The organism is Aestuariivirga sp. (assembly GCF_044238155.1).
GTDB lineage: Bacteria > Pseudomonadota > Alphaproteobacteria > Rhizobiales > Aestuariivirgaceae > Aestuariivirga.
The window spans coordinates 1-15,287 of the sequence record NZ_JBIIDX010000081.1 but is presented as its reverse complement, the minus strand read 5'-3'; the positions used below and the strand labels follow the sequence as shown (position 1 = coordinate 15,287).

Genomic DNA, 15,287 nt, shown 5'->3' with positions numbered 1-15,287 from the left:
CCGAACTCCTTCACCCGGGCCTCGTCTGGCGTGATCGTGGCGCATTTGACGCCGACGCCATGGGTCTTGATGGCATTGGCGGCGTCGATGGTCACCTGGTCGTTGGTCTTGTCGCGGTGCTCGACCGAAAGGTCGTAGTAATGCAGGTCGACATCGAGATAGGGCAGGATCAGTTTCTTCTTGATGAGATCCCAGATGATGCGGGTCATCTCGTCGCCGTCGAGTTCGACAACCGGGTTCTTGACCTTGATCTTCGCCATGGGATGCGCCTTCTTTTGCAATGCGGAAACCGTTGTGCGCTGCCTATAGCAGTCTGCCTGCGGGGCGGCAATTCACACCATGCGCGGAGCTTTTGACTTCCCGGTCTGGCAATGGCAGGGGATGGCATGACCACCTTGCGCGCCTCGGCCGAAGCCAATGCCCTCCAGCATCCGAAATTCGTGTTCTACTGGCTTGCGGTAGGGTGTGCCTCCTTCGCCGTGCAGATCATGTCGGTGGCGGTCGGCTGGCAGATCTACGACATCACCCGCGATCCGCTCGATCTGGGTTATGTGGGCCTGGCGCAGTTTCTGCCCGCCTTGCTCCTGGTTCTGGTCACCGGCTTTGCCGCCGATCGCTTCAACCGCCGCTTCATCATGGCGGCCTGCCTTCTGGTAGAGGGCGGTTGCGCCCTCGGCCTGCTGGTCTTCACGCTGGGGGCGCCCACCAGCGTCACTCCGGTCTTCGGCATTCTGGTGGTCCTGGGAGTGGCGCGGGCCTTTCTCAACCCGGCTTCGGACGCGCTGGCCCCCAATCTTGTTCCCAAGGCTGCCATCGCGCATGCCATTTCGCTGACCACGCTTGTCTGGCAGACGGCCACCATCGCAGGTCCGGTGGCGGGCGGTTTGCTCTATGGGCTGTCGGGCGAAGCGGCCTACGGCACGGCCCTCGTGCTGGTGATGATGGCCGCAGGACTGGTTCTCGCCATCGGACAGGTGCCGCAAAGCGCCGGGGCGGCAGCCGAGACGACGCTCAAGTCGTTGTTCGCTGGCTTTGCCTTCATCCGGCGTCAGAGGGTTGTGCTCGGGGCGGTCTCGCTTGACCTCTTCGCGGTGCTGCTGGGTGGCGCTGTGGCGCTGCTTCCCGTCTATGCGCGCGACATTCTGGATGTTGGCCCGTGGGGACTGGGCCTGTTGCGCGCCGCTCCCGGAATCGGGGCGGTGGCCATGGCGCTCTACCTGGCCCGCCGCGGCATCCGCGACCGTGCCGGTGTCATCCTGTTCGTCTGTGTTGCGGCCTTCGGCGTCTTCACCATGGTCTTCGGTCTGTCGACCTCGGTTCCCCTGTCGATTGCCGCGCTGATACTGATGGGAGCGACGGACATGGTCAGCGTCTATATCCGCGAGACCCTGCTGCAGCTCTGGACGCCTGATGAGGTTCGTGGCCGGGTCAACGCGGTCAACCGGGTCTTCATCGGCGCCTCGAATGAACTTGGCGAGTTCCGGGCGGGCGTTGTGGCGCGGCTCATCGGGGCGGTGGCGGCGGTCGCGCTGGGCGGGGCTGGCACGGTGGCGGTGGCCTTCTTCTGGTCGCGCTGGTTTCCGGAGCTGCGCTCGGCGAAGCGTCTGGACGGGCGCTCCTAGCGCGGCTATCTCCCGCTCATGGCAGGAACCGACAAGACCAGGAATCAGCAGCTTGGACCTGCGCCCGTCGCGGTTCTCGTCAGTCCGCAACTGGGTGAGAACATCGGAACGGCGGCACGCGCCATGGCCAATTTCGGCCTGCACGAGCTTCGCCTCGTCGACCCGCGAGACGGCTGGCCGAATGAGAAGGCGCTCACCTCGTCTTCCGGAGCCAACTGGATCATTGAACGGGCCAGCCTGCATGCCAGCCTTCCAGAGGCCCTGAACGACATGCACTATGTCTACGCCACCACGGCGCGGCCGCGCGGCATGGTGAAGGAGGTGATCACGCCGGAACAGGCCGGTCATGACATGCGCGCCCGGGTGGCGCGTGGCGAGCGCGTGGCGATCCTCTTCGGGCGCGAGCGCACCGGCCTCACCAATGACGAGATCTCGCTTGCCGACGTGATCGTGACCGCGCCGGTCAATCCGGCCTTCGCCTCGATCAACATCGCGCAGGCGGTGCTGCTCATGGGCTACGAATGGTACAAGGATCAGGCCGAGACGCTGGGTCAGCAGACGCCGGAGCTGCCGGCCCTTGAAGGTCCGGGCCTGCAGACGCCCGATACGAGGCTTGCCACCAAGGAAGAGCTCTATGGCTTTTTCGACCAGCTCGAGCAGGAGCTGGACGCTGCGGGTTTCTTCAAGACCGATGACAAGAAACCCGGCATGCTGCGCAACATCCGCAATCTCTTCGCGCGTGCCGCGCTCACCGAGCAGGAGGTGCGCTCGCTGCGTGGCATCGTTTCCTCGCTCACCCGCGTGCATGAGCGCCGGCGCGAGGCTCGCGCCCGCCAGGAGGGCGGGGGATGAGCACCGCCCGCGTCCTGCTCTTTGATTCGGGCATGGGCGGGCTCACGGTGGCGCGCGCGGTGCGCCACGAGCTGCCCTTCGCTCAGCTTGTCTATGCTGCCGACAATGCCGCCTTTCCCTTTGGCGCCTGGCCGGAGGATGCCCTGGTGCGGCGCATCCTGGCCGTCATGGCGGAGCTCGTGGACCGCGTCCATCCTGATCTTGTCGTGATTGCCTGCAACACAGCCTCCACCATTGCGCTCGCCCAGTTGCGCGACCGGTTCAAGGTTCCGTTCGTTGGCACGGTGCCGGCCATCAAGCCCGCTGCGGCGCAGACCAAGTCCGGCATTGTGGGCGTGCTGGCCACGCCGGGCACGGTTCGGCGCGAATATACCCATGGACTGATCCAGAGTTTTGCGGCCAATTGCAGGGTGCTGCTGCATGGTGCGCCGGGCTTGGCCGAGATGGCCGAGCGGAAGCTGAAGGGCACAGCTGTCGATCTTGATGAGCTGAGGGCTGAGATCTCGCCGGTCTTCGTTGAAGAGCAGGGCCGCCGGACCGACATCGTGGTGCTCGGCTGCACCCATTACCCGTTGCTCAGCGATGAGCTGGCAAGGGTCGAGCCCTGGGTGGTGCGCTACATAGACCCCGCTCCCGCCATCGCACGGCGAGTGGCAGATGTTCTTTCGGGCAGCGTAACGTGCTCGCCGTCAGGACGTGTTCCTCCCCACAACAGCGTCCTGCTCACCTCGGACCGGACGGCGGCGGCCGATGCCCTGCCGGCCTATGCGCGAATGGGGTTCCACCTGCCGGAGTTTCTTGCGCTAGCTGCGCCCTAGTCCCATCGTCAGTCCACGGACGAGGTGGCGCTGAACCAGGAGCACGAAGATGAAGGCCGGCAGCAGGCTGGCCATGCTCAGGGCGGCGGTAAAGCCCCAGGTCTGGGTCACGACGAGGCTGAGCTGGACCGGCAGCAGCCTTACATTGACGTTGGTCAGGAACAGCGCCATCAGGAACTCGGTCCACGAAAAGATGAAGCACAACACCGCCGTGGCGGCGATGCCGCCGCGGGTGAGCGGCAGGTCGATGCGCAGGAAACGCTGCAGTGGCGAGGCTCCGTCGAGGGCTGCGGCCTCGCCCACCTCGCGCGGCACTTCGTCGAGGAACGACTTCAGCAGCAGCACCGCGAAGGCAAGATTGGCCGCACCATGGGCAAGGATCACGCCGGTCCGGCTGTCGCGCAGGCCAGCGGCGCTGTAGATCAGCACCAGTGGCACAAGAATGGCGATCGGCGGAAGAACGCGCTGGAACAGCACCCACAGGAACAGGGCACGGCGGCCTGCAAAGCCGAAATTGGAAAATGCGAAGGCGGCGGGCAGGGCGGCTAGCAGGCTGACGGCGGCAGCCCCCACCGCAACGATCAGCGAGTCGAGGATCGCCCGCCTCGAAGCGAACAGCCCCGGACCCTCGCCCAGCAGTGTCACCCGGTAATTGGCCAGGCTTGGTGTGAAGTCCGTCCAGTTGACGGCGTCGAGCTCGAAGATGGCATGGGCCGGCTTGATCGAGGTCAGCCCCCACCATAGCAGGGGAAACAGGAAGCAGCCCACGGTCAGAACGGCCAGGGCATCACGGATCAGGTGGCGGAGGGGGCGGGCAAGGGGCATTCGAGGGGAGTTTGGGCAACTGTAAGGCCCGCCGCAAGGGCGGGCAGCCCGGAGTGCTGATTTGACAGGTAAGGCACCTTCCCCTATACGGCCGCCATCACGGAGCCGCAGGGCTCCGTGTTTGCTTGCCCGCGCCCCAGTCATGGGGCTGTCGGCCGGGAGACCGGCGTCAAGGAGGGTGGGTTCTCATCTGTCGTCACGTGGAGACCTTAAAATGACGAAACGCGCAAACGCGAAATACAAGATCGACCGCCGCATGGGCGAAAACATCTGGGGCCGCCCGAAGAGCCCCGTGAACAAGCGTGAATATGGCCCCGGCCAGCACGGACAGCGCCGCAAGGGCAAGATGTCGGACTTCGGCACCCAGCTGAAGGCCAAGCAGAAGCTCAAGGGCTATTACGCCAACCTCTCGGAGCGTCAGTTCCGCAAGGTCTATGAGGAGGCCAGCCGCATGACGGGCGACGCCTCGGAAAACCTCATCGGCCTGCTCGAGCGCCGCCTCGACATGGTGATCTATCGCGCCAAGTTTGTGCCGACCGTGTTCGCCGCGCGCCAGTTCGTGAGCCACGGCCACGTGAAGGTGAACGGCCGCCGCGTCACTGTCGCTTCGATCCGCCTCAAGGTTGGCGACACGGTGGAACTCTCCGAGAAGGCCAAGGGCCTCGCCTCGGTTCTTGAGTCGGCCCAGCTCGCCGAGCGCGACACGCCGGACTACATCGAAGCCGACCACAAGGGCATGACGGCGCGCATGGTTCGCATTCCCGGTCTTTCGGACGTCCCCTATCCGGTCCAGATGCAGCCCAACCTCGTGGTTGAGTACTACTCGCGCTGATCTGCAGTCAGATTGGAGTACAAAGGCCGCCGGGCTGGTTCCGGCGGCTTTTTCTTTGCCTATGGTTTCTCCTGCGCCAGAATCCGGCGAGAGACGTTCTTGATCACCTTGTCGGCAAGCTCGGAATTGGTCACGCTGATCAGCCCGCCATCGGAACTGCGTATGCGGGTTGAGCGCATCCCGATGTCCTCGATGGTTCCCGTCAGAACGCCCGACTCGATGGTGTCGCCAACCTTGATCGACCCGTCGAGAAACAAGATCACCCCGGCAAGGATGTTTTCCAGCGTGGGCTTGGCGGCCAGCGCAAAGGCGAGCCCTCCCACGCCAAATCCGGCAATGATGCCGTAAACCGGCACGCCTGCAGTGCTGATGCCATAGATCATCACTGCAATCGCCAGCATGGCCGACACCACGCGGGTGCCCAGCCGGATGATGCTGGTGTCGAAGGTCTTGTCCTTGGCTTGCTGGATCGAGGAAAACAGGTTTCCGACCCATTCCCCGGCAATCAGAACGCACACCACGATCGCGCCATAGAACAGGGTGAGGAACAGAAGCGTCATGAGCGTGGCGCTTCCGCCCGAAAGCCCCGCCTGGTCGATGACAAGGCCAGTGGCCTGGATCGAAAAGACCGCGGTCAGCAAGGACTGGCAGAACCAGCGTGGGCCACGGACCCGGATCAATGCGCTGATCAGGGGCGGCGCCAGCAGAACGGTCGCAAGGATCACCGCCGTGATCAGCCACTGAAACAGCGTGTTGGAACCGAATTCCCAGCTCAGGATGCCGGGCAGCCGATGGGCAATGCCTGCCCAGCGCGGTGGTTCCAGTCCTCCCGGCGTCTCCGTGAAATAGTGATAGGCGCTGAAACCGTCGGCGGGGCGGTCGCCGACCCGGATCTGATAGAGCGCCGGAACATGCGCAACAGTTTCGGCGGTGAAGACAACATCGCCCGCGCGAATGCCGGAGTTGATCGTTCCGGCCTGCACATAGGTGCCGGGGATCACCCATAGCCCGTCGCGCAACTGCTTGAACGTCGTCTCGCGCGTCACGTTTTCGGCGCGGAAGATCTCCCAGAGCATCAGGGCCGTCTCGATGCCGGCGGACTCGCGGCGCCAGTCTGGGAAGGCTGAAAGATCCATCGAGTCGAGAACATACTGCTTGAGCAGGCCGATCTCGGCGGACGCCTCGGCCGTAATCGGCGGGTAGAGCCACGCATCGTAGTATTGGCGCGCCCATTCGCGGGCCTCCAGGCGCACGATGCTGCGCTCGACCGCAGTCAGAAATGTTCGCAGGTTCTGTTCGGGTGTCGAGCGGTCGACGGTGACATCCGCAAAGGACGACCCGCCGCTGGTGGTGTGCGCGCTGGGCGATCCGATGCCGGCGAGCAGGGCAAACACGATCGCCAGGGCGCTGGCCAGAAGCCGGCGGGCCTGGCGCCTCGGCCGATCGGGGTCGAGAGCGTCCGTCATGGACTGGCCGGACTCTGCTGGCTGGACTGTGGCTCGACCGGCTGGTCCTGTATCCGCGCCTCCGCGAGGGAGAGATAGAGCGCGAAGAGAAACCCCAGCACGACGGGCATCACCGAAACCGTTCCGCCCTTGTGGATCGCCTCGGGGATCATAGCATGGCTCACCATGGCGAGGATGGCGCCCGCTGCCACGGCCTGCATGACGATGGCGAACAGCGACTCGGAATTGCTGATGAACTGATGCCCGGCCATGGCCGACAGCACGCCAGCGAGGATGACCGATGACCACATCGCGTAGATCGCCGCCGTCGAATAGCCAGCCCGGCGCAGCAGTGTGGCGCTGGCCGCTGATTCCGGAATGCCGCCAAGGAACATGCCCACGATGAGTGTTGCCGAGAGGCTGTCGAAACCAGAGAACTTGGCGCCGATGACCAGGCAGCCGGGGATCGTGTCGAGAATGTTGCCGAAGATGATCGCAAGGCCCACCCCCTTGCCCTTGCTCACGTCCTCGAGTGGCGCGTCACCCTGGCTGGCATGATAGATCCTGGCCCACAGCGAGTGGTCGCTGCCTGAGTCCTTCATGTTGGCGAGCGCGCGTTTGCGGGCGATGTCATGGATCGCCCGTTTCAGGACGTCGTCCTTGTCAGCCAGCAGGTTGAAGCCGGTCCGGTCGATCTCCAGAAGCACGACCGGTGCGGTGGCGATCACCGTCGCGCTGCGCGTGCCGCCCTCGATCAGTGCCATTTCGCCGAACACGTCGCCGCCGGCCAGCGTCGCCATGGTCTGGCCGCTGCGGTCCACGATCTTGACCTCTCCCTCGACGATGATGAACAGCGATTGTCCCTCTTCGCCGACCGTCAGGATGGTGTCGTCAGCGGCATGCTGGCGGCTGTGCATGTGCGGCAGCAGGGTCTTGAGATCGGAGTCGTTCAGATGCTTGAGAAGCGCGCATTTGGCGAGCATGCCGATCTTGGCATCGGCCGGCTTGGTGGCCGCCAGCCTGGTGTATTCGAGCAGCCGCCTCGGAAAGCGCAGGCCCGCGCCATGTGACTCGAGAAACATCGACGCCGTGAAATACAGGATCGCACCCAGCACGAAGCCTCCGGACATGTAGAGCCAGGACTGGTGCAGGCCGAAGCCCTGCTGCTCCAGCGCTTGCGCGCCCTCAAACGAGAGATCGATTGCAAGCGCTGCGATGAGCGATCCGGCCGCAAAGGCCAGGATCGTGGACAGCGCGCGCTCCGGCAGTTTGAAGAACAGGCCGATATAGGCTCCGATCAGCACCGACATGGTGGTGACGAACCCGAGGACGCCGACTGCCAGAATGCCAGATGTCAACTAAAGGCTCCCTTGTGAACGCGTGCTGTCCGCATGGCGACAGATTCGCATGCATTCTGTCTGATGCCGTCAGCCTTCACAAGGCGGGGCAGTGCGATGTGGTCAGTGCAGTGCCCACTCGCCCTTGACGTGGCGCAGTTGTACGGGCCGCAGGATCCCTGCATGGGCTACCCGCACCGTGGCGAGCGGCCCGTCGAGATTTTGGGTCCAGAAATCGAGAAACTTGACCAGCCGCGGAAAACGCGGAGCCAGGTCATAGTCCTGCCAGATGAAGCTTTGCAGCAGATGGCGATAGTCGGGCATGTGATAGGTGATTTCCGCCGTGGTGAGACTCCAGCCCGCCATCTGCCGGGCGAAATCCTGGTCGCTCATGCTCAGTCCTCCGCAGTGCCTGTGACCCGGCGATGCTGCCCAGCCAGGCACTGTCCGTCAACCCGCACGGTTCAATAAGCTGAATTAAAACATATAATTAGCAGCATTTCCTGCCTGCTGCTGCCAGGCCATGGCGGTTCATGGTGCAAGGGCCTGGAGCTTGGCATCGGCCACGGCAAAGCACCCGGCAAGGACCGGGCTGATGGGCAGATCGCGGTAGGCGCCCAGCGCGCCCTCGCGCTGGAGGCGGCCGGCCAGGCCCGGCTCTTCGCCTGATACCACCCAGATGAAGCCAAGCCCGCTTGGCCGCACGACCCGCGCTCCCGCCCGCGTCAGGCTGGCGAAGGCCTCGTCCTGCGCAGTGCCCGGCTCGAAGATGGCCAGCATCAGGCCGGAGGCCTCGGGCGGCAGGGCGGCCTGGCGCATGATGATGGCCATGGCGGCCAGCCATATGGCCAGCACGGCCGCGAACAGCAGAAGCGCCAGCCTGTGCCCGCTCCGGAGCATGGGACTCAGGCCACGGCGAAGCGGGGTGCGCGCTGCTCGCGGATCGGCAGATGCACGAGAAAGGCAAACACGCCCAGCGCCACGCTCAGCCACCACACGATGTCATAGGACCCATACTGGTCGTAGAGGCGCCCGCCCAGCCACACGCCGAGGAACGAGCCCACCTGATGGCTGACGAACACGAAACCATAGAGCGTCGCCATGTACCGCGTACCGAACATCACCGTCACCAGCCCCATGGTGAAGGGCACGGTGGACAACCACAGGAGGCCCATCGACACGGTGAAGGCGAGCGTCGTGAGGTTGCTGACCGGGAGCAGCACGAAGCCTGCCACCAGCATGGCGCGCAGCAGGTAGATGAAGGCCAGCGGCAGGTGCTTGTCGCCGCGTCCGCCGATGATGCCGGCGGCATAGGAGCCGATCACGTTGAACAGCCCGATCAGGCCCATGGCAATTCCGGCCATCTCCTTCGAGATACCGTGCTCCGTCAGATAGGCTGGCATGTGAACCACGATGAAGGAGAGCTGGAAGCCGCAGACGAAGAAGCCGGATATCAGCAGCAGGTAGGAGCCGTGCCCGAAGGCCGAGCCGATCGCCTGTCGCATGGTGAGATCGGCTTCGCCTGCGCTGCGCGGAGCGCTTGATGTGTTCTGGCTCATCAGCGGCCAGGCGAACACGATGATCAGCAGCGACAGTGCCGCCAGAACGACGAGCGCAGTCTGCCAGCCATAGGCGGAGATCAGCACGGCGCCGAGAGGAGCAAAAATGAATTGCCCCATCGAGCCGGAGGCGGTGGCGATGCCGAAGGCCCAGCTGCGCCGCTCGGCCGGCACGATGCGGCCAAGTGCTGCCATCACGATCGAGAATGAGGAAAACGCCACACCCACGCCCACCAGAAGGCCGCCGCCGATGTTGAACATGACGGGTGTCTCGGTGAAGGCCATCATGAGAAGGCCGATGAGATAGATCACGGCCCCGGCCATCAGCACCCGTGCCGAGCCATAGCGGTCGGCCAGCATGCCTGCCACTGGCGTTGCCAGCCCCCACACCAGATTGTGCAGTGCCATGGCGAAGGAAAAGATCTCGCGTGGCCATTCGTGGGCCTCGGAGATTGGCACCGTGAAGAACCCGAAGGTCGATCTGATGCCGAAATTGACGATGGCAACCAGGCAGCCCGCAACGATCATCGCCGTCACGGTCCGGTGCCAGGGCATGGAATGGCTGGATGCTGAGGTCATGCCGGTGGTCTAGTCCCTCGGGCGGCCGGCCTCAAACGCATTCTGCGCATGAGGGGGCCGAACTGGGCGATGGCCACCCCCGCGATGATCAACCCGCCGCCCAGGATGAGCGGCCAGGTGATCCGCTCGCCCAGCAGCAGGATACCGCCAAGTGCCGCCACCACGGGCTGCATGTACAGAAACAGCCCGGCGGTCGAGCTCTCCATGTGGTCGAGCGAGAAGTTCCAGGCCGCAGTGGCGAGGAAGGTCCCGAAGACCACCACGAATGCAACCGCCAGCCAGGCCGTGGCATCCATGCTCACCAGCATGTCGGGCAGGTCGGCGGTGACGAACAGCGGTGTGGGGAGTGCCGCAAGCGCCATCGCGATGCAGGCCACCGGCAGTGGACCATAGCTGATCGAGACCGGACGGATCAGCACGGTATAGACTCCCCAGCACATGGTCGAGAGCGTCAGCAGGCCAAGCCCGATCAACGAGACATCGCCCTGCGGGGTGAGCGTGCTGCCCAGCATCAGCGCGGCGGTTCCGGCAAAGGCCACCAGCATGCCGGCGATCAGCCAGCCCGTCAGTCGCTCGCCTGCCAGCAGAACCGCGAGGAGCGCGATGAACACGGGCTCCAGTCCGAACAACAGTCCCGTCCAGCTGGCAGGCACGTTCTCCATGCCGTAGGCGATGAGGGCCTGGCACCCGAAGTTGCCGACGAGGCTTGCAATCGCAATCTGCATCCAGTCGCGCCAGGCAATCTGGCGCACCCCCGTGAACAACACCACGACCAGCGCAAGCAGCCCGCTCGGCAGCAGTCTGAGCACCATGGTGGTCTGTGGCGAAAGCTCGGTCACGAGGTAGCGCATCGCAACGGGTATGAGTCCCCACATCGTCACCGCAAACAGGATGGCCGCAAGCGCTGCGAGCTTGCCCTTCAGCGTTATTCTGTCGCCGAATTGCGTCACTGCAACACCGGACAGGATCAGGCTGCCGCCGATCACCATGCCTTGCGTGACCCGTTCTCCCAGGATCAGCGTTCCGGCAAGGACGCCGATCGGCGGAACGAGATAGAGAAATGCTCCCGCCGCCACCGCTGGCAGGCGGGCGGCGCCGAAGTTCCAGGTCACCATGGTGAGCGCTGTCACGAACACCACGAGGTAACCCATCTCGAGCCACAGCCGCGGGCTCATTGCCTGCAACGTGTCAAAGGTCGATGGTCGTCCCAGCAGCAGCACCAGCACGAGAGAGGTAATGACGACCGACAGCGCCGTTGTCTGCAGCGATCCGTAGCGCCGTGACAGTGGCTTGCTTGCAACCGCATAGATCGCCCAGCAGGTTCCGGATACGAAGATCATGGCGCAGCCGCTGAGAAACTGCAGTGGATCGCCGGTGAGGCTGAGGTCATTCCATACCAGGAATACGATGCCGGAGAACCCGATGAGCAATCCTGTTCCGGTTGTGAGCGTGAACCGCTCTGCTGCTGCCAGAATGCCAATCAGCGCGATCAGCAGTGGCTGGGTTCCGATGATGAGGCTTCCCGTTCCCGCAGTGATGAGCTCGAAGCCAAAGGCTGAGCCCAGATTGTAGCCGGTGAAACCGATCACCGACACCAGCAGCATTCGCGGCCAGTCGGCGCGCTCGATGCGCCAGGCGCGGGTTGCTGCCAGTACCACCAGGAACAGCGCCCCCACCAGCGCATACCGGATCGCCAGGTGATCTGCGGGTCCGAGCGCAAGAGACAGTGATCTGAAGAATACCGGACTCACGCCCCATACGATCATGGTGAAGATCAGGGCGAGGATGGCGGTCAGTTGCATGGCCTCAGCTCTTCCCCAGCAGGGGCCCGAATTGCACTGCGGCCACGCCAGCCAGCATGATGAGCCCGCCGGCAACCAGGTGGAGCGTCACGGGCTCGTCCAGTATCAGCGCGCCAGCCGAGACCGCCACCACCGGGATGATGTACAGGAAGGTTGCCGCTGCCGAACTCGACAGATGTGCCGCTCCGTAATTCCACAACATGGTGCCGCCGAGGCCCGTTGCCGTAACCAGATAGATCACCTCGAACCATTGCGCGGCATCGAGGCTGCCGATCAGCCGGGGCAGCGGTTCGCTTGCCAGCCCAAGCATCACGGGCGCCGCGATCAGCATGGTGGTGGCGGTGACGGTAAAGGTGCTGTAGCGCTGAAGCAGGGGTTTGGTGGCGATGGTGTAGATCGCCCAGCCCAGGCAGCATAGAAGCAGATAGATCAGCCCACGCACGGAGATCTCCTGGTCTGCCGTGTTGGTGATGTCCGGCCAGAACAGCACGATCGCTCCGGCAATCGCCATCGCCACGCCCAGCAGGACATAGATCGTCAGCCGCTCGCCCAGAAGCACCGAGGCGAGCAATGCAATCATCAGGGGCTCGATCATCGTGACCAGAGTGCCAACTCCGGCCGGCACGAGTTCGAAGCCGGCATTCACGAACCAGTTGTAACCGGCCATGCCCGCCAGTCCGGCGACCAGAAACCGTCCCCAGTCCTGCCGCGCGATGTGCCAGCCGCCAAACAAGGCGAGCCCGGCGACATTGATGATTGTGAGAAGCACGTAGCGAACCGCCAGCGAGTTCTCGGGGCTGAGCGACAGAGCCAGCGTTCGCATGAACACCGGCGAGCAGCCCCACAGGAACATGGCGGCCGTCAGGGCAATTATGGCGCGAGCGCGGGTGCTGAGCATGAAACGTCCGGTGGCAGGCTCCTGCCTGCCCGAACTGGCAGCCGAGGTCAACCGGCGCCTGCTTGCCTGCCATGCTGTAACCGGCTAGCAGAGTGGTGATGAGAGCACTTCTCGCGAGCCTCTTGATTTTGTGTTGCGCGGTGAATGCTGCGACTGCGACCGTTGCCGAAGATATCGCCGCCGGACGTGCGGCGCTTGAACGCCGGGATGTGGTCGCGGCCATGTCCGCCTTCACCGCGGCGCTGGAGGCGGATCCGGGCAGTGCCGAGGCTGCCTATGAGCGCGGTCGCCTGCTGCTGCTCATTGGCGAACCCGCAAAGGCTGTCGCCGACTTCACCAGCGCCATCATCTCGAGGCCGGAATTCGGCCGCGCCTATGTCGGTCGCGCCGAGGCGAAACTGCTGCTCAAGGACGGGCAAAGCGCCATCGCCGACTTTGACCGGGCAATCGAAGTCTCTCCCGCCGATGCCGATGTGCATGTCGCGCGTGCAGCGTTCCGCCTCAGGATTGGCAACCTGCCGGGCGCCAGGGCTGATCTCATCGCCGCGCGTGCAGTGGCTGATGAGGCCACCGCTGCCCGGATCGACAGCATGCTGAAGAAGTTGGGTGGCTAGACAAGGCTGCCTTTGGCAGCTGCTCTGAGCCGCCAGAAGCTGAACGACGGTCATCGAGGGCGCTGCTGCCGCTGTTTCAGGCACGTGCGACGAAGCTGTCGATCACCCGCTTCTCGCCTGCCTTGTCGAAGTCGATGGTGAGCTTGTTGCCCTCGACAGCACGGATCAGTCCATAGCCGAACTTCTCGTGGAAGACCCGCTCGCCCGCGGAATAGCGCACGGCTTCGCTGTCACGAGCGGTCATTTCGCCAGCGCCGAAATGGGGGGGTGACCTGGCTGCCGTGCCCGCGCTCCAGCGCGCCTGCGCGCGTTGCCAGCCGGGTGTCTCATAGCTCGCGCCAAAGGGCTGCACGGCATCCTCGAAGCGGCTCTTTCCATAGCTTCCCAAAGGCTGCCCGCCATAGCTGGTGGTCATCGCTGCCACTTCGACGTGCGCCTCAGGCAATTCGTCAATGAAGCGCGAGGGCAGGGCAGATTGCCAGAGATTGTGAACCCGCCGGTTCTGGGCAAATGAAATGAAGGCGCGGCGCTTGGCTCTGGTAATGCCGACATAGGCAAGACGGCGCTCTTCCTCCAGTCCGGCGCGCCCTTTCTCGTCGAGCGAGCGCTGGCTGGGGAAAAGGCCTTCCTCCCAGCCCGGCAGGAACACCGTTCCGAATTCGAGGCCCTTTGCGGCATGCATGGTCATGATGTTGACCTTGTCCTCTTCTGCCGACTGCTCGACATCCATCACCAGCGCAATGTGCTCGAGGAACCCGGCAAGGTTCTCGAACTCACCCATCGAGCGCACCAGCTCCTTGAGGTTGTCGAGGCGGCCCTGCGCCTCAGGGCTTTTGTCCGCCTGCCACATGTCGGTGTAGCCGGACTCGTCGAGAACGATCTCTGCCAGCTCCGTGTGGTCCAGCGTGTCCGCCATCTGCCGCCAGCGGCCGAAGCTCGTCAGCAGTTGTTGCAGGGCGCCGCGCGCCTTGGCCGGAATTTCGCTCCCGAGGCTCACGGCCTCTGCTGCTCGGTAGAGTGAGGTGCCCTGGGCGCGGGCCAGCGCATGCATGCGCTTGACCGAGGTCTCTCCGATGCCGCGCTTGGGCACATTGATGATCCGCTCGAAGGCAAGGTCATTGTCGGGCGAGGCCACGATCTTGAGATAGGCCAGTGCATCGCGGATTTCGGCACGTTCATAAAAGCGCGGGCCACCGACCACCCGGTAGGGCACGCCCAGCGTGATGAAACGGTCTTCGAACGCCCGCATCTGGAACGAGGCCCTGACCAGGATCGCCATGTCGTTCAGCCGCTCGCCCTTGCGCTGCAGGCTTTCGATGTCATCTCCGATGCTGCGAGCCTCCTCGTCGCCGTCCCAGTGGGCGCGCAGGCTGATCGTTTCTCCATCCTCGCGGTCGGTGTGCAGCGTCTTGCCCAGCCGGCTCTCGTTCTTGGCGATGAGGCCCGATGCCGCGCCCAGGATCTGAGGTGTCGAGCGGTAGTTGCGCTCGAGCCGGATGACCTTTGCACCTGGAAAATCCTTCTCGAAGCGCAGGATGTTGTCCACCTCCGCGCCCCGCCAGCCATAGATCGACTGGTCGTCGTCGCCAACGCAGCAGATGTTGCGGTGGCCCTGCGCCAGCAGTCGCAGCCACAGATACTGCGCGACATTGGTGTCCTGATACTCATCGACCAGCATGTACTTGAAGCGCCGCTGATAGTCCTTCAGCACTTCCGGGTTTTCCTGGAAGATGCGCAGCACCTCCAGCAGCAGGTCGCCAAAATCGGCTGCGTTCACCACCTTCAGGCGCTGCTGATATTCGCCATAGAGCCGCGCCCCGAGCCCGTTGGCGAAGGCCTGGCCTTCGCCATGCGGCACGCGTTCGGGCGTCAGGCCGCGGTTCTTCCAGCCATCGATGAGTGCGGCAAGCTGGCGGGCTGGCCAGCGCTTCTCGTCAACGTCATTGGCCTCCAGCAACTGCTTGAGAAGCCGGATCTGGTCGTCGCTGTCCAGAATCGAGAAGCCGGACCGCAGCCCCGCCAGCTCGGCATGGTTGCGCAGGATCTTGACGCCGATGGCGTGAAACGTGCCCAGCCAGCTCATGCCCTCGACAGCCCCGCCGAT

The 15,287-nt window shown here is 64.1% G+C and carries 15 protein-coding genes; 5 read left to right on the top strand and 10 right to left on the bottom strand.

What is annotated here, in order from left to right; all coding sequences use genetic code 11:
- Window positions 1-260: isocitrate/isopropylmalate family dehydrogenase (locus ACILRN_RS09925; protein WP_395687836.1), on the bottom strand; the 260-nt coding region annotated here is incomplete at its 3' end.
- Window positions 261-386: 126 nt separating this feature from the next.
- On the opposite strand from ACILRN_RS09925, the gene ACILRN_RS09920 reads away from it, so the two are divergent.
- From ACILRN_RS09920 to murI, 3 genes are read left to right on the top strand one after another with little or no spacing between them, the layout of a single operon-like run.
- The gene (locus ACILRN_RS09920) at window positions 387-1,622 is read left to right on the top strand and encodes an MFS transporter (RefSeq protein WP_395687834.1); all 1,236 of its coding nucleotides are present in this window, start codon (window positions 387-389) and stop codon (window positions 1,620-1,622) included.
- Between the two features lie 18 nt (window positions 1,623-1,640).
- The gene (locus ACILRN_RS09915; RefSeq protein WP_395687832.1) at window positions 1,641-2,474 is read left to right on the top strand and encodes an RNA methyltransferase; all 834 of its coding nucleotides are present in this window, start codon (window positions 1,641-1,643) and stop codon (window positions 2,472-2,474) included.
- Window positions 2,471-3,292 carry a glutamate racemase gene (gene murI / locus ACILRN_RS09910; RefSeq protein ID WP_395687830.1) on the top strand — a complete coding sequence of 274 codons (822 nt, stop codon included), beginning with the start codon at window positions 2,471-2,473 and terminating at the stop codon, window positions 3,290-3,292. Before ACILRN_RS09915 ends, murI begins: the two co-directional genes overlap by 4 nt.
- Here the strand turns inward: murI and ACILRN_RS09905 are convergent.
- Window positions 3,278-4,117 (bottom strand): carbohydrate ABC transporter permease, encoded by an 840-nt coding sequence (locus ACILRN_RS09905; RefSeq protein WP_395687828.1) that lies wholly within the window; start codon window positions 4,115-4,117, stop codon window positions 3,278-3,280. The two genes, murI and ACILRN_RS09905, sit on opposite strands and share 15 nt — an antisense overlap.
- 214 nt (window positions 4,118-4,331) lie before the next feature.
- On the opposite strand from ACILRN_RS09905, the gene rpsD reads away from it, so the two are divergent.
- Window positions 4,332-4,949, top strand: coding sequence for a 30S ribosomal protein S4 (gene rpsD, locus ACILRN_RS09900; protein ID WP_395687826.1), 618 nt, complete (start codon window positions 4,332-4,334; stop codon window positions 4,947-4,949).
- 59 nt (window positions 4,950-5,008) lie between these two features.
- Here rpsD and ACILRN_RS09895 read toward each other — a convergent pair whose 3' ends face one another.
- The 7 genes from ACILRN_RS09895 to ACILRN_RS09865 all read right to left on the bottom strand — a co-directional run bounded on the left by ACILRN_RS09895 (window position 5,009) and on the right by ACILRN_RS09865 (window position 12,569).
- Window positions 5,009-6,415 (bottom strand): mechanosensitive ion channel family protein, encoded by a 1,407-nt coding sequence (locus ACILRN_RS09895; protein ID WP_395687824.1) that lies wholly within the window; start codon window positions 6,413-6,415, stop codon window positions 5,009-5,011.
- Window positions 6,412-7,752, bottom strand: a complete 1,341-nt coding sequence (locus tag ACILRN_RS09890) for a cyclic nucleotide-binding domain-containing protein (protein WP_395687822.1) — start codon at window positions 7,750-7,752, stop codon at window positions 6,412-6,414. Before ACILRN_RS09890 ends, ACILRN_RS09895 begins: the two co-directional genes overlap by 4 nt.
- 102 nt (window positions 7,753-7,854) lie before the next feature.
- Window positions 7,855-8,124, bottom strand: a complete 270-nt coding sequence (locus ACILRN_RS09885) for an usg protein (protein ID WP_395687820.1) — start codon at window positions 8,122-8,124, stop codon at window positions 7,855-7,857.
- A 138-nt stretch (window positions 8,125-8,262) separates the two neighbouring features.
- Window positions 8,263-8,631 (bottom strand): hypothetical protein, encoded by a 369-nt coding sequence (locus ACILRN_RS09880; protein WP_395687818.1) that lies wholly within the window; start codon window positions 8,629-8,631, stop codon window positions 8,263-8,265.
- Window positions 8,632-8,636: 5 nt separating this feature from the next.
- The gene (locus ACILRN_RS09875) at window positions 8,637-9,869 is read right to left on the bottom strand and encodes an MFS transporter (protein WP_395687816.1); all 1,233 of its coding nucleotides are present in this window, start codon (window positions 9,867-9,869) and stop codon (window positions 8,637-8,639) included.
- Window positions 9,866-11,671, bottom strand: coding sequence for a DMT family transporter (locus tag ACILRN_RS09870; protein WP_395687814.1), 1,806 nt, complete (start codon window positions 11,669-11,671; stop codon window positions 9,866-9,868). The genes ACILRN_RS09875 and ACILRN_RS09870 overlap by 4 nt, the downstream gene beginning before the upstream one ends.
- 4 nt (window positions 11,672-11,675) lie before the next feature.
- Window positions 11,676-12,569, bottom strand: coding sequence for a DMT family transporter (locus ACILRN_RS09865; RefSeq protein ID WP_395687813.1), 894 nt, complete (start codon window positions 12,567-12,569; stop codon window positions 11,676-11,678).
- A 98-nt stretch (window positions 12,570-12,667) separates the two neighbouring features.
- Here ACILRN_RS09865 and ACILRN_RS09860 point away from each other — a divergent pair, with 98 nt between their 5' ends.
- Window positions 12,668-13,183 carry a tetratricopeptide repeat protein gene (locus tag ACILRN_RS09860; protein WP_395687811.1) on the top strand — a complete coding sequence of 172 codons (516 nt, stop codon included), beginning with the start codon at window positions 12,668-12,670 and terminating at the stop codon, window positions 13,181-13,183.
- A gap of 76 nt (window positions 13,184-13,259) precedes the next feature.
- Here ACILRN_RS09860 and ACILRN_RS09855 read toward each other — a convergent pair.
- Window positions 13,260-15,287, bottom strand: a 2,028-nt coding sequence (locus ACILRN_RS09855; RefSeq protein WP_395687809.1) for an ATP-dependent helicase, incomplete at its 5' end; no start/stop codon positions are given.